This is a genomic window from Prolinoborus fasciculus, from assembly GCF_056724605.1.
Genome location: NZ_JBWZQN010000009.1, coordinates 56,376 through 70,463 on the forward strand (window position 1 = coordinate 56,376; position 14,088 = coordinate 70,463).

At 43.0% G+C, this 14,088-nt stretch carries 12 protein-coding genes; 3 read left to right on the forward strand and 9 right to left on the reverse strand.

Translation table 11 applies throughout. The features are described 5' to 3' along the window. From cyoB to ppsA, 4 genes are all read right to left on the reverse strand, one after another. Positions 1–1,989 (reverse strand): cytochrome o ubiquinol oxidase subunit I, encoded by a 1,989-nt coding sequence (gene cyoB, locus AC1P5O_RS03635; RefSeq protein ID WP_004278785.1) that lies wholly within the window; start codon positions 1,987–1,989, stop codon positions 1–3. A gap of 3 nt (positions 1,990–1,992) precedes the next feature. Beyond that, positions 1,993–3,087, reverse strand: coding sequence for a ubiquinol oxidase subunit II (gene cyoA / locus AC1P5O_RS03640; RefSeq protein WP_004278784.1), 1,095 nt, complete (start codon positions 3,085–3,087; stop codon positions 1,993–1,995). Between the two features lie 298 nt (positions 3,088–3,385). Further along, entirely contained in the window at positions 3,386–4,183 is a 798-nt protein-coding gene (locus tag AC1P5O_RS03645; protein WP_004278783.1) for an RDD family protein, read from the reverse strand. A 419-nt stretch (positions 4,184–4,602) separates the two neighbouring features. Next, complete coding sequence (gene ppsA / locus AC1P5O_RS03650) at positions 4,603–6,981, reverse strand: phosphoenolpyruvate synthase (protein WP_004278782.1); 2,379 nt, start codon at positions 6,979–6,981, stop codon at positions 4,603–4,605. A 154-nt stretch (positions 6,982–7,135) separates the two neighbouring features. Here ppsA and ppsR point away from each other — a divergent pair, with 154 nt between their 5' ends. Next, positions 7,136–7,972 (forward strand): posphoenolpyruvate synthetase regulatory kinase/phosphorylase PpsR, encoded by an 837-nt coding sequence (gene ppsR / locus AC1P5O_RS03655; RefSeq protein WP_004278781.1) that lies wholly within the window; start codon positions 7,136–7,138, stop codon positions 7,970–7,972. 246 nt (positions 7,973–8,218) lie between these two features. On the opposite strand, the gene AC1P5O_RS03660 is transcribed toward ppsR, so the two are convergent. The 4 genes from AC1P5O_RS03660 to AC1P5O_RS03675 form a co-directional block, all read right to left on the reverse strand. After that, positions 8,219–8,782: an NAD(P)/FAD-dependent oxidoreductase gene (locus AC1P5O_RS03660; RefSeq protein WP_004278780.1), complete on the reverse strand. Its 564-nt coding sequence runs from the start codon at positions 8,780–8,782 to the stop codon at positions 8,219–8,221. 348 nt (positions 8,783–9,130) lie between these two features. After that, positions 9,131–10,135, reverse strand: a complete 1,005-nt coding sequence (locus tag AC1P5O_RS03665) for an LLM class flavin-dependent oxidoreductase (protein WP_004278779.1) — start codon at positions 10,133–10,135, stop codon at positions 9,131–9,133. A 169-nt stretch (positions 10,136–10,304) separates the two neighbouring features. Then, complete coding sequence (locus AC1P5O_RS03670) at positions 10,305–10,760, reverse strand: hypothetical protein (RefSeq protein ID WP_004278778.1); 456 nt, start codon at positions 10,758–10,760, stop codon at positions 10,305–10,307. Positions 10,761–11,005: 245 nt separating this feature from the next. Beyond that, on the reverse strand, positions 11,006–11,422 hold the full coding sequence (locus AC1P5O_RS03675) for a glycine zipper domain-containing protein (RefSeq protein WP_004278777.1): 417 nt from the start codon (positions 11,420–11,422) through the stop codon (positions 11,006–11,008). Between the two features lie 345 nt (positions 11,423–11,767). Between AC1P5O_RS03675 and prfA the strand changes: the two genes are divergently transcribed. Together prfA and prmC are read left to right on the forward strand one after the other, a co-directional pair. After that, a complete protein-coding gene (gene prfA, locus AC1P5O_RS03680; protein WP_004278776.1) occupies positions 11,768–12,856 on the forward strand; it encodes a peptide chain release factor 1 in 1,089 nt (362 codons plus the stop codon). Continuing rightward, positions 12,856–13,674 carry a peptide chain release factor N(5)-glutamine methyltransferase gene (gene prmC / locus AC1P5O_RS03685; protein WP_004278775.1) on the forward strand — a complete coding sequence of 273 codons (819 nt, stop codon included), beginning with the start codon at positions 12,856–12,858 and terminating at the stop codon, positions 13,672–13,674. Before prfA ends, prmC begins: the two co-directional genes overlap by 1 nt. A gap of 142 nt (positions 13,675–13,816) precedes the next feature. Here the strand turns inward: prmC and AC1P5O_RS03690 are convergent. After that, a partial coding sequence (locus tag AC1P5O_RS03690) for a transposase domain-containing protein (protein ID WP_164543206.1) occupies positions 13,817–14,088 on the reverse strand: 272 nt, incomplete at its 5' end.

Below are 14,088 nucleotides of genomic sequence, written 5' to 3' on the forward strand. Positions count from 1 at the left end.
TTAGTCCTTCTTCAAGTGTTTTTCAAGAATCGCATAGCGTTCGTTTTCAATACGTTCAACTTCAGCAGCTGGAACATAGTAATCCACTTTCTTGGTGAAAGAAGACACGATGAAGCTAATGATAGAAGCAATGAACGTAACAACTACTAACCACCAGATGTGCCAGATTAAACCGAAGCCCATAACAGTGATGAACATCGCGATAACGAAACCGGCAGCACGGTTAGTCGGCATGTGGATATCTTCGTACTTCGTTGGTTTTGCATACGCAACACCATTTTCTTTCTCGATCCAGAAAGTATCAATACCATTGATCTTTGGAAGATGAGCAAAGTTATAGAACGGAGCAGGAGAAGATGTCGCCCATTCAAGGGTACGACCATCCCATGGATCGCCAGTCAAATCTAGACGTTGGTCACGTTGTAGGAAACCAACCACGATTTGCATGATGAAACATAGAATACCCAGTGCAACTAGAACCGCACCAAACATCGCGATATCTACATACGGGTCCCATTCTGGGTTGTCAAATGTATTCAAACGACGTGTCATACCCATGAAACCAAGGATATAAAGTGGCATGAATGCAAAATAGAAACCGAAGAACCAGAACCAGAACGCTGCTTTACCCCAAGTCTCATTCAGTCTCCAACCGAACATTTTCGGCCAGTAGAAGATGATACCTGCGAACATACCGAATACCACACCACCAATAATTACGTTATGGAAGTGAGCAATCAGGAATAAAGAGTTGTGTACCAGGAAGTCCGCTGGTGGAACTGCCATCAATACACCTGTTAAACCACCGATACCGAAAGTTACCAGGAAGCCTAGTGTCCATAGCATTGGAGTGGTGAAAACAATACGACCCTTGTACATGGTGAACAACCAAGAGAAGATCTTCACACCTGTAGGAATCGCAATAATCATGGTCATGATACCGAAGAACGCGTTAACGTTGGCACCTGCACCCATGGTAAAGAAGTGGTGAACCCACACAACGAATGACAATACTGTGATTGCTACTGTTGCATACACCATTGATTTGTAACCGAACAATGCTTTGCGCGAGAAAGTCGCAACAACTTCTGAGTAAATACCAAATGCTGGTAAAATCAGAATGTATACTTCTGGGTGACCCCAAGTCCAAATCAAGTTCACGTACAACATTGGACTACCGCCCAAGTCATTGGTGAAGAAGTGGAAACCAAAGTAACGGTCAAGCGTTAACATTGCAATTGTTGCAGTCAACACTGGGAACGCCGCAATAATCAATACTGCTGTACATAAAGATGTCCAGGTAAAGATTGGCATTTCCATAAGTTTCATGCCAGGCGCACGCATTTTGATGATGGTAACGAAGAAGTTAACACCCGTTAATAGCGTACCTAGACCTGAAATTTGCAGTGCCCAGATATAGTAGTCCATACCTACGCCTGGAGAATATTCGATACCAGACAGTGGAGGGTATGCCATCCAACCTGTTGCAGCGAATTCACCTAACGCAAGTGAAACCATCATCAGACCCGCAGCGCCGGCGAATAACCAGAAGCTTAAAGAGTTTAATAATGGGAATGCAACGTCACGTGCACCGATTTGAAGCGGTACAGAGATGTTCATTAAACCAACTACAAGACCCATTGCCACGAAGAAGATCATGATCACGCCATGCGCGGTAAAGATCTGGTCGTAATGCTCAGGGTGTAGATAACCTTCGCCGCCACCTTTTGCAAGGAACTGCTGAAGACGCATCATGATCGCATCGGCGAAACCACGCAAAAGCATGATCACAGATACGAAGATATACATGATACCAATTTTTTTATGGTCTACAGATGTGAACCATTCGTTCCACAGGTAGCCCCATTTTTTGAAGTAGGTAATACCAGCAAAAACTGCGATACCACCCAGGATCATCATTGCAACAGTTGCCAATACGATTGGATCGTAAGGAATTGCATCTGGACCTAACTTACCTAAGAAGCTCATGTCTTATTCTCCTTGAGAAGCAGTCGCATGTTCACCAGCTACATGAGCTTCAGAAGCAGCCGCTTCGTGAGCAACAGCATCAGTCGCTGCAGCTTCTACAGGAGCTGAATGGTCAGCACCGTGATAGTTACTCATATACTTGTGAATCACAGATTCAAACAAACCTTGCTCTACAGAAGAGTAGTAAGTCACAGGATGTGGCTTAGTAGGGTAAGGCTTCATTGCTTCAGCAGCAGCCTTCTCTTCAGGAGTTTCAGCTTTTGCAATAATCGCTTCGATCTGGTGTTTACCACGGTTGCCGTCACGTAAAGTTGCAAATTCAGCTTGGTCTAGAACAGTTTTTTGTACTGCATTAGGGTTAACTGAAGTACCGTTTCCTGCCTGAACAGCAGAAATCCATTCAGCGAATTGAGCATCAGTCACAGAATGTGCACGGAAGCGCATTTGTGAGAAGCCATAGCCTGAATAGTTTGAAGAGAAACCACGATAACCTTCAGCTGGACTAGTTTCATCAGCTAAGAAGTTAAGGTGAGTTTGCATACCTGCCATTGCATAAATCTGACCACTTAACGCCGGGATGAAGAACGAGTTCATCGTGAAGTTAGAGGTTAAACGAAGGCTTACCGGAGTTTGCTCTGGGAAACGTAATTCGTTAACAGTTGCAATGCCTTGCTCAGGATAGATGAAGATCCATTTAAATTGCTCAGCAATAACCTGAACAGTTAAAGGTGCTTTATCTGCTTCAATTGGACGGTATGGGTCATACTTGTGGGAACCCCACCAAGTTAACCAAGCTAAAATACCAATAATAATGACAGGGATACCCCATACCACAATTTCAATCGCAGTAGAGTGTGCCCATGTAGGTTTATAGTCTGCGTCTTTATTCGATGCACGATATTTCCAACCGAACCATAATGCCATGATGATTGATGGAATAACCACCAAAAGCATTAAGTAAATCGCAGTCATCATCAGGTTACTTTGACCTGCTGCAACTGGACCTTTAGAGTTCAGAAGTACCATATCACCACCACACCCGGTCAAGAGTGCAGTCATCGCAGATAAAGACAATACAGCTAAAATCGTTTGTCTCATTTTACAACCTCGGTGAAGAGTCCCATTCCCTAATTTAATATGGGATAGCGATTAAAGTGCATATGACAAAAAAGGCTGAATTTTACAAAACATCCTATTAATCACAATACACCGCTACGTTGTAGGGCATTATGCCTGAGATTCACGAACTAAGCTATATCTAGGGCGCTTTAAATGCCTGTAATAAAAACCGATTTTGCTGGTCTGGATTGGGGAGGATTTATGGGAATTTTATTTCAATTTCAAAGTTCTGTAATCAAAATGGGATGATATTCATCCCATTTTGTGTATTCCTGCACTATTGTTTCACAACTTGCGTTTTTGCGAGTTTATCGTGCAAGGTTTGACGTTTTTTGCCCAATCCGAAGGCCCAGTCAATAATTAAACTCAGTGGCATAAATACAATATTTAAAAATATGAAAAATACGCTACGAATAGTAAAGGCGCGCAACAGGCTGGTCTTTTCACCTGATTCTACATCTACAATTTTGATTTTCGTGAGCTTTTTACCAATACTTTGGCCTGATTTGGCAATCAGAAAGGCTTGAATGGCCAGCATGATAATCAAATAGACCGCTGTGGCAAGCCACGCCTGCTGAGAAAACATCTCAAACATTTGAGTCTGTAATTGCTGAGCCATTGCAGGATCTGCATCGCTACTCAGCACAACATTCATGAATTCTTCATTCAGTTGAGCAAACCGGGTTTCCTGTTCAGGCGTAAAAAAAGCAGTCAAAATGAAGGTTGCTGGTAGCCACAGTAATACGTCTACAATTTTGGCCAGGATACGGCTTGGAATACTGGCAAGTTCATTTTTTTGAGTTGCTGTTTGAGTATGAGGCTGTGAGTAGGCCGAAGTCGTTGGTTGGCTATTCTGGAATACCGGCGTTTCAGGTGTGACTGCTGGAGCGACATAACCTTCGGGTTGATATACCGATTTTCCTTGGGTAAGTTCACCTAAGGCTTTCCACTCGGTCATGCCTTGATGCCATGCCAGGTCAGTCAGCATGACTTGTTGATTCGCCAGCATCTGATTCAATTGCTCGAGCGTATATGGACCAGCTTGTTGATTGTTTCGGGCCAAGTAAATCTGCATATAGACTGAATCTCAATATATAAATGTGAACTGATAATAGCTTTGATCAAGATTGTATTGAATTCTGTTTTGAAAACAAACATCCTCTCATCGTAAGATATAGATTAATTGAGGATTTTCAATCATATTTGTCATTAAAAATGAGCCCATACAAAATTGCAAGGATCTGCATTCTTAAAAATATCTTCCTGAACATTCGATGGTTATTTATTATTATTGCCATTTTGATATGACTTTACTGTTGGTATTTGTTTGTCATTACAGTCTTTATGTGTTGATAAGCGTTGATTTAATTATATTTATAAATTCAATTGTTTAGCTTGTGATTGGGTCTTTAGTTATCAATTTTCAAACAATAAATCATAATATCTATCTCATAAAAAAGACCCTATCAAAGGGTCTTTTTTATTCACAATTGCTTATGCTTTTTGCACTTTTTCTTCAGCCAGGAAGAACCAAGTTTCAAGTACCGAGTCTGGGTTTAAAGACACAGAGTCGATACCTTGTTCCATTAACCATTGTGCAAGATCTGGATGATCAGAAGGACCTTGACCACAAATACCGACATATTTGCCAGCTTTACGACATGCTTGAATTGCAAGAGAAAGCAACGCCTTAACTGCAGGGTCGCGCTCATCAAATAGGTGAGAGACAATACCCGAGTCACGGTCAAGACCAAGCGTTAATTGTGTCAAGTCGTTTGAACCGATAGAGAAACCATCGAAATGTTCAAGGAATTGATCTGCCAATAAAGCATTGGTTGGAAGTTCACACATCATGATCACTTTAAGGCCGTTTTCACCGCGCTTAAGACCATTTAATGCAAGAAGTTCAATTACACGTTTCGCTTCAGCAACAGTACGAACAAATGGAATCATGATCTGGATATTGGTTAAACCCATTTCATCACGTGCCTTTTTCAATGCACGACATTCAAGTTCGAAGCAATCACGAAAGTTATCAGAAACGTAGCGACTTGCACCACGGAAACCTAGCATCGGGTTTTCTTCTTCTGGCTCGTATAACTTACCACCGATCAAGTTTGCATATTCGTTAGACTTGAAGTCTGACATACGAACAATGACTGGCTTGTCTGCAAATGCAGCAGCAAGTGTCGAGATACCTTCAACCAGTTTCTCTACATAGAATTCAATTGGAGATGCATAACCTGCAGTACGCGCCATGACTGCTGCACGTGTTTCACGTGGAAGGCTGTCAATATTGATTAATGCTTTCGGGTGAACACCAATCATACGGTTAATAATGAATTCAAGACGCGCCAGACCAATACCTGCGTTTGGAATTTGAGCAAAGTCAAATGCACGATCCGGGTTACCCACGTTCATCATTACTTTAAATGGAAGAGCAGGCATAGACTCAATTGAATTCTTTTGAATTTCAAAATCTAGTGCGCCTTCATAGATAAAGCCAGTATCACCTTCAGCACAAGACACAGTCACTTCCTGACCGTCTACAAGAACTTCAGTTGCATTACCACAACCCACGATTGCAGGAACACCAAGCTCACGTGCAATAATTGCTGCGTGACAAGTACGACCACCACGGTTTGTTACAATCGCAGCTGCACGTTTCATGACTGGTTCCCAATCCGGGTCAGTCATATCAGATACAAGAACATCACCGTCTTGTACTTTGTCCATTTCTTTAATAGACGTCACAATGCGGACTTTACCAGAACCAATGCGTTGACCGATTGAACGGCCTTCACAGATCACAGTACCGCGTTGTTTCAACAGGTAGCGTTCCATGGTGCCGACATTTTCACGGCTTTTTACAGTTTCAGGACGCGCCTGAACGATGTAAATCTTGCCATCATCGCCATCTTTTGCCCACTCGATGTCCATTGGTGCACCGTAGTGGTTTTCAATGATCAGCGCTTGTTTAGCAAGTTCTTGTAATTCCTGGTCGTTTAAAGCGAACTGTTGGCGTTCAGCTTTTTCAACATCCACGACAACGACAGATTTACCTGCAGATGCTTCTTCACCATAAATCATTTTCTGGTGCTTAGAACCCAGGTTGCGACGAAGGATCGCGTGTCGGCCTGCATTTAAAAGCGGTTTAGAAATATAGAATTCGTCCGGGTTAACTGCACCTTGAACGACCATTTCACCCAAACCATAAGATGCAGTAATGAATACTGCATCACGGAAGCCTGATTCAGTATCTAGCGTAAACATCACACCTGCAGCGCCAGTTTCTGAACGAACCATGCGTTGTACACCAGCAGACAGGGCAACTACATCATGGGCAAAGTTTTGGTGTACACGGTATGAGATTGCGCGGTCGTTGTACAAAGATGCAAACACTTCTTTGATTGCGATCAGAACGTTATCGATACCACGAATGTTCAAGAAAGTTTCTTGCTGGCCGGCAAAAGAAGCATCCGGCAAATCTTCTGCAGTTGCAGAAGAACGAACGGCAACCGCGATGTCAGGGTTGCCGTTAGAAAGTTCTGCAAATGCTGTACGAACTTCTTGTTCTAATGCAGGCGTAAGTGGAGTATCCACAATCCATTGACGAATTTTTGCGCCAGTTTCAGCAAGTGCATTTACATCATCAACATTGAGTGCAGCAAGCTCTGCATTGATTTTAGCGTTTAGGCCACTTTGCTCGAGAAATTCACGGTAGGCATCGGCAGTCGTTGCGAAACCACCTGGCACAGATACACCAGCATTTGATAAGTGGCTGATCATTTCGCCTAGTGATGAGTTTTTCCCACCGACCAGCTCAACGTCGTGCTTCCCTAATTTTTCCAGACCAATTACGCGCGCTTCCAAAGTTGTTACTCCACTTTTGCAGTATTAATCACTATCTCGGCATGAGAGTATAGCAAATCATCTAGGTTTTTGATTTTACTAAGCGACAGTCATGTAAGATCGGTTTACTATAAAGATTATATAGCACTAAGACAAATGTTGGAGGAGAATTTTAATGTCGGAAGGTAAACAAATTCAGCGTAGTGTTTTCTTTATTTCAGATGGTACCGCCATCACCGCTGAAACCCTTGGACACTCGCTGTTAGCGCAGTTTCCGCATGTGAAATTTGACATTCATATTATCCCTTACATTAGTTCCGAAGAAGCGGCTACAAATGTGGTGGCAGAGATCAATGCAAGAGCTCAAATCGACGGTGAAAAACCGCTGGTATTTGATACCCTAGTTGATCCCTATGTGCGCGACATTATTAATACTGCAAATGCAGTAAATCTCGATGTATTTGAAGGGCTTATTAGTAAGTTGGCTGATGAATTAGGCACGATTCCTACAACTTTAGTCGGGCAGACCCACGCGGTGACCGACTCTGAGTCTTATAAGGCCCGTATTGATGCTGTTCATTTTGCTTTAGATAACGACGACGGCGCACGTACCCGTCATTATGATAAAGCTGACCTGATCCTGATTGGTGTATCGCGTTCAGGTAAAACCCCGACCTCTATTTATCTGTCTTTGCAGTTCGGTATTCGCGTGGCGAACTATCCACTGACTGAAGAAGATTTGGATGATAACCGACTGCCAGCCGTGCTGCGACCGCATAAAAACAAGCTGTTTGGCCTGATGATTGATGCGGAACGCCTTGTGGCCATTCGTTCTGAGCGTAAGGCCAATAGCCGTTATGCCAGCTTTAGTCAGTGTCAGATGGAGTTGCGTGCGATTGAAGGAATTTATATTTCGGAAGGCATCAAGTACCTGAATGTGTCTGAAATGTCGATTGAAGAAATCTCAACACGTGTGTTGCAAATGACCGGTTTAAAACGTCGAATCGGTTAAGAAACCAGCCAGAGCCAAACTGCGGTTTGGCTTTGATTTATAGCTAAAAATTACAAGTAAGCATTGATTAATCGAAATAATGTATGAATTTTATAATTCTAAGAAAATACCAACTATCATATTCTGAAATATAAAAGAGTCTTCTTTGCTCATTCTGTTGAATAAATCATCATGTCGGTTCTTGATACGTAAATAAAAATCTCATTATCAGCTTACCAATTTTTCATTTTTACTCGCCAGCGTGAGTTATTTTTCTGCTAAATAAGTATGAATAATGATATCGACCGGATGCTGTTCACCATTAATACAATGAATTGTATTTTCCGAAATTTTCAGAATCGGCCAGGTAATCAGGCGGCAATTTTCACGTTGTAGGGCAGCATAATAATGATCTGATTTCAGATAAATTTTACGGGAAGATGCAAGATTTGGCATTAACTGGCGTCTTAGCCACAAATTCTGCACCTGATTTTCTAAAAACCGCAGAGAAAGCAAGCTTTTAATGCGGTTGTTAAATAAGCGGCGATTTTTACCAATCAATGGGTGATTAATAATTCGTTGCAGAATTCGGTCGGAACCGGGCAGTACAAAAGCAGGATTAATCTGGAAAACTTTTACCGAACGGGCATGTTGACTGATTTTATCCAGCTGGCTCACGGTAAACTGATCCGTGCCAATAATCGCAATATCTTTATCTGCATAACCCAATTTTAACAGTTCGGAAGAGGGCACTTTAATTCCATTAAACTGCTGAAAATGTTCGGGGCGATTTTCAAAAATACCAGCGTGTGGATCATGCTTGGTAGACATTAGAATTCCTTGAATTTATTTAATAATTAATTTTCTTTGTATGAGATATAAACAAAAACTCAAGCCAGGGTAAAGTGAAAAATTTAACTTAGACAGTCATCTATTTGAGCAAAATATAAAATCTGATTTTATTGAAGACTGAATGGATTTACAGGCGATCCAAAAGGAATGACTTTTAACTTGCTGAGATGGATGAAGGAAAAGAAGTGAAGTATTCGTTCAAGAAAGAAGCTTTTTAATAGAAAAGGTCAATAAAAATGATTTTACTGGGATGTTTCTTTTAGTCATTTATCTTTAAAGATGAAAAACATCTACCCATTGCTGAGAATAGGTAGATGCAACTCTTATTTACTGACCATTTTTAATTTGCATCAACAGCTCAAAGTTATGTAGGCGTTTGTCAGTGTCATAGATGTCGCAAGTAAAGATAAACTCATCCACGTCATATTTGGCTAAAAGCGATGCCAGACCGGCTTTAACGGTTTCTTTGGAACCGACCTGAGCCATGGCAAAGAAATTATCGACTGACATTTTTTCCGGCGGCGACCACAGACCTTCCATCGAATCAATTGGTGCTTTAAGTTTTAGGCTTTGCCCACGAATCAGTGATAAAACCCGCTGATAGGCACTGGTCGACAGATATTGTGCTTCTTCATCGGTATCTGCGACACAGGTCGGTACGCCCATCGATACATAAGGACGATCGAGATATTCAGACGGTTCAAAGTTTTCACGATATAATTGAATGGCCTGACCCAGCATACGCGGGGCAAAATGCGAAGCGAAGGAATAAGGTAGGCCGAGTTTTGCTGCCAATTGCGCACTAAACAGACTGGACCCTAATAACCATACAGGTACATGCGTGCTTTGACCCGGCGTTGCCACAATACGCTGTCCTGGAATTGGATCTTTAAAATATTGCAGAATTTCCAGAACATCCTGCGGAAATTGATCTTCGGTTTCCTGACGGCCACGACGCAGGGCACGCATGGTCATTTGATCTGTACCGGGTGCGCGGCCCAGACCCAGTTCAATCCGGTCCGGATAGAGCGTTGCCAAGGTGCCGAACTGTTCTGCTACTACTAGTGGAGCATGATTCGGCAGCATAATTCCACCAGAGCCTAAAGTTAGGGTTTTGGTATTCGCCAGTAAATAGCCTAAGAGAACTGCGGTTGCTGAACTGGCAATGCCATCCATATTATGATGTTCTGCCAGCCACATCCGGCGATAACCCAATTTTTCTGCTGCTTGGGCAAGTTCCAGCGCATGGTTTAGCGCGAATTGAATAGTCTTGTCGTCACGAACAGGAACCAGTTCGAGTATAGAGAACTGGGTATCGTTAAGCGTACGCATAGTATTACTCTTAAATAGACATCTCTAAAAGCATACGACTTTAGAAGGCGTTTGTATATCGAAAAAAATCGATATAAGTGTAAACCAAAAGATAAAGATAAAAAATAAAGGCAAAAAAATAAGCATCCGAAGATGCTTATAAAGGAGGAAAGAATAAGGGGAGAGAATCTTAACGACGACGGTTGTTATAGCGATAATCGTTATAACGGTAGTTACGAGAAGAGTTATAGCGACGTTCGCTGCGGTCATCATAACGACGGTCTTCGCTAACTTTTTTACCTAAAGCTGAACCACCTGCTGAACCCAGTGCCGCACCGATATAACCACCGTTGGTGCCTGCCATGTTTCGGCCAACTGCATAACCTGCACCGCCACCTAAAGCACCACCGATAATCGCACCATTACGGTCACGTTTATTTGCTGCTACTGCGGCACCCGCACCACCACCAATCGCTGAACCGATTGTTGCACCAGTAGTACCGCCCATTTTATTGCCTACTGCGGCACCAACGACACCACCCAAAGCAGAAGCTAAAGCTGTATTGGTTGTATTGCCTGCATTGGCAGCTGTCATACCCATGGCTGAGGTTGCTACGACAGCGATCATTAGAGATTTATAGTTCATGAGGACACCTTTTATATATCTAGCTATATTTTGTTGATGAGATAAATTTAATCTAGCAAGCGCAAAACAGCATGAAGGCAGTGTTGGCGAATTGTGATTTTTATCTCCTTAATTTATTCATGATGTGGACAGGATAATTCCATGTATTAATTGAAAATTCACGTATTAAAGCCACAATAAAAAAAGCACCAAAAGGTGCTTTTCATGTTAAATGTAGCGTCTGGTCTAAACTGCCTGAGCGCAAATTAACGGTAACGTTTTTTCCAGTGTTTAGAGCGTTTTTCCACCGCTTTATCTTTGGCAATCTTGTTACCCAGTGCCGCACCACCGGCAGCACCTAAGGCTGAACCGATATAACCACCGTTAGTACCGCCCATATTTTTACCTACGGTATAACCGGCACCGCCACCTAGGGCACCACCAATGGCAGATTCAGTACGGTTTTTCTTGCTGCTTGCAACTGCTGCACCGCCAGCACCACCTAAAGCAGCACCAATGGTTGCGCCGGTGTTACCGCCCATGTTTTTACCTAATGCTGTACCTGCAACACTACCTAAAGCACTTGCTGCTGCAACACGCGCTGTACTGTCGGCATGTGCGTTTACGGTCATCATTGAACCAGCAGCTAAAACTGTACTCATTAAAAGTGCGTTGAGTTTCATGTCATCACTCCGTGTCCATCAACAGGACTGTAATTATTTCGATGCGGAAAATGTAACAAATCATGCCCAAAACAATATGAAGATGTTTCTTCATAATTCCCTGCTTTATTTGGCGAATTGTAAAATCGGCAAGAAATAAGAATAAGATCGACTATAAAAAAGGCAATTCCACTGTTTTTAATCATATTTGTTAACAAATGCTGTAGAGCACGAATGATAGCAACGCGGACTTACTCAATAATGATGTTCATTAGAAGCCAGAGTCGTTAAACTAGGCGCAATTTTTTGATTTCGCTGTGCTAAATCGGTTTTTAGTCCCAGCCTATGTTTGAGATTTTTTAGAAAATGAAAGAATCGTTACGTTTACGATTAGACCAACTCTCTGACCGCCATGAAGAATTGACCGCATTACTGGCTGATGTAGAAGTCATTTCTGATAATAAGCGCTTCCGTCAATTGTCACGTGAGCATAATGACTTAACAGAAATCACTAATGTCTGGACCAAGTACAGACAGGCGGAAGAAGACATTGAAACGGCTCAGGCCATGCTGTCAGATCCGGACTTTAAGGAAATGGCGCAGGAAGAGATTAAAGAGAATAAAGCTTTAATTGAATCGCTTGAAGCTGATCTGAACATCTTGATGATTCCGAAAGATCCGAATGATGCCAACTCGGCTTATCTTGAGATTCGTGCCGGAACCGGTGGCGATGAAGCTGCGATTTTCTCAGGCGATTTATTCCGTATGTATAGTAAATATGCGGAAAACCAAGGCTGGCGTATTGAAATCCTCTCTGAAAATGAAGGCGAACATGGCGGCTATAAAGAAGTCATCTGCCTGATTAATGGTGACGGTGTTTACGGTCGTCTAAAATTTGAAAGTGGTGCGCATCGTGTACAGCGTGTACCAGCGACCGAATCACAAGGCCGTGTGCATACCTCAGCATGTACCGTTGCGATTCTTCCTGAAATTGATGTTGATACCTCGGTCGACATTAACCCGGCGGATTTGCGCATTGATACCTATCGTGCTTCAGGTGCAGGCGGTCAGCACGTTAACAAAACCGATTCTGCAGTACGTATTACCCACATTCCAACTGGCACCGTAGTGGAATGTCAGGAAGAGCGTTCACAGCATAAGAACAAGGCCAAAGCGATGGCACTGCTGGTATCACGTTTGGAAAATGCCAAACGTGCAGCAGCAGATGCAGCAACCTCGGAAATGCGTCGTGACCTGGTGGGATCGGGTGATCGTTCGGAACGTATCCGTACTTATAACTATCCGCAAGGTCGTATGACCGATCACCGCATTAACCTGACTTTATACAAGCTGGATGCCGTGATGGAAGGTGATTTGACCGAATTGCTGGATAGTCTGCACCGCGAATATCAGGCGGATCAGTTGGCCATGCTTGCACAGCAGAATGGTGGATAATGAATATTTTACAAGCCTTGGCTTTACGCGGCGAAGCTGAAAGTTACGAACGTCAGGAAAATGCCTGGTTATTGGAACACATCACCAAGATTGATTCATTTGATCTGCTGATGAAAAAGGATCAGGAGTTAACGCCGGAACAGGAACAAGCGTATAAAGACGGGTTGGCGCGTATTGCTGCCGGTGAGCCTTTGGCTTATGTCACTGGTTCACAGCCATTCTGGACACTGGATCTAAAAGTGACCAAAGATACCTTGGTGCCACGTCCGGATACTGAAGTACTGGTTGAGACGGTATTGAAGTTAGACCTGCCTGAAGATGCCCGTGTAGTAGATTTGGGTACAGGTACTGGCGCAATTGCCTTATCACTGGCATCTGAACGTTCTAACTGGACAGTAACGGCTTCCGATATCTACGAGCCTACGCTTGAGGTGGCGAAATATAATGCGGAACAACACGATATTGAGAATGTAGAATTTGTTCTGGGTTCATGGCTGAAGCCATTTGGCCGTCAATTCTTTGACGCCATTGTATCGAATCCACCTTATATCGACGCTGATGATGTGCATATGCAGAATCTGGCGACTGAACCGGAACGTGCGCTGGTGGCAGATAAAAAGGGGCTGGCCGATATTGAAATGATTATTCTGCAAGCCAAGAAGCATTTGACCGTGAATGGTTGGGTGGTGCTTGAGCATGGTTATAATCAGGCAGACGCCGTACAACATCTATTTAAACAGGCGGGTTATAAGCAAGTCCGCACGGTTAAAGATTATGGCGGGAATGATCGCGTAACTTTGGGTCAATGGCCACATTAATCTGTCATCTATCTTTATAAAAAAGCGACCGATGTGGTCGCTTTTTTATTGGATTTTTTCTTTATAAATTCCTGACTGCATCTGAAACCTTAAGTATTTTGAATGACATGAGTAAGCGTCCGCTGAATCCCATGCCTATTTTTTAATTTTGGTCGGATTTCCAGCGGTGTGGCAGTAATTCTTCTATTTGGGTCACTTTATGTGTCGGCAACCTTTTCAGCACATCACTGAGATAGGCATACGGATCCAACCCATTCAGCTTTGCTGACTGGATTAAAGTCATGATATTTGCCGCTCGCTGTCCACTGCGCAGCGAACCTGCAAACAACCAGTTCTTACGGCCCAATGCCCAGGGACGCATTGAGTTCTCTGCCCAGTTATTGTCAATGGGTAGATTGCCATCATCCAGATAGC

Excerpts from the sequence above, each read along its gene's own strand:
- cyoB (WP_004278785.1), bottom strand. The coding sequence starts at position 1,989 with ATGAGCTTCTTAGGTAAGTTAGGTCCAGATGCAATTCCTTACGATCCA.
- cyoA (WP_004278784.1), bottom strand. The coding sequence starts at position 3,087 with ATGAGACAAACGATTTTAGCTGTATTGTCTTTATCTGCGATGACTGCA.
- AC1P5O_RS03645 (WP_004278783.1), bottom strand. The coding sequence starts at position 4,183 with ATGCAGATTTACTTGGCCCGAAACAATCAACAAGCTGGTCCATATACG.
- ppsR (WP_004278781.1), top strand. The coding sequence starts at position 7,136 with ATGTCGGAAGGTAAACAAATTCAGCGTAGTGTTTTCTTTATTTCAGAT.
- AC1P5O_RS03660 (WP_004278780.1), bottom strand. The coding sequence starts at position 8,782 with ATGTCTACCAAGCATGATCCACACGCTGGTATTTTTGAAAATCGCCCC.
- AC1P5O_RS03665 (WP_004278779.1), bottom strand. The coding sequence starts at position 10,135 with ATGCGTACGCTTAACGATACCCAGTTCTCTATACTCGAACTGGTTCCT.
- AC1P5O_RS03670 (WP_004278778.1), bottom strand. The coding sequence starts at position 10,760 with ATGAACTATAAATCTCTAATGATCGCTGTCGTAGCAACCTCAGCCATG.
- AC1P5O_RS03675 (WP_004278777.1), bottom strand. The coding sequence starts at position 11,422 with ATGAAACTCAACGCACTTTTAATGAGTACAGTTTTAGCTGCTGGTTCA.
- prfA (WP_004278776.1), top strand. The coding sequence starts at position 11,768 with ATGAAAGAATCGTTACGTTTACGATTAGACCAACTCTCTGACCGCCAT.
- prmC (WP_004278775.1), top strand. The coding sequence starts at position 12,856 with ATGAATATTTTACAAGCCTTGGCTTTACGCGGCGAAGCTGAAAGTTAC.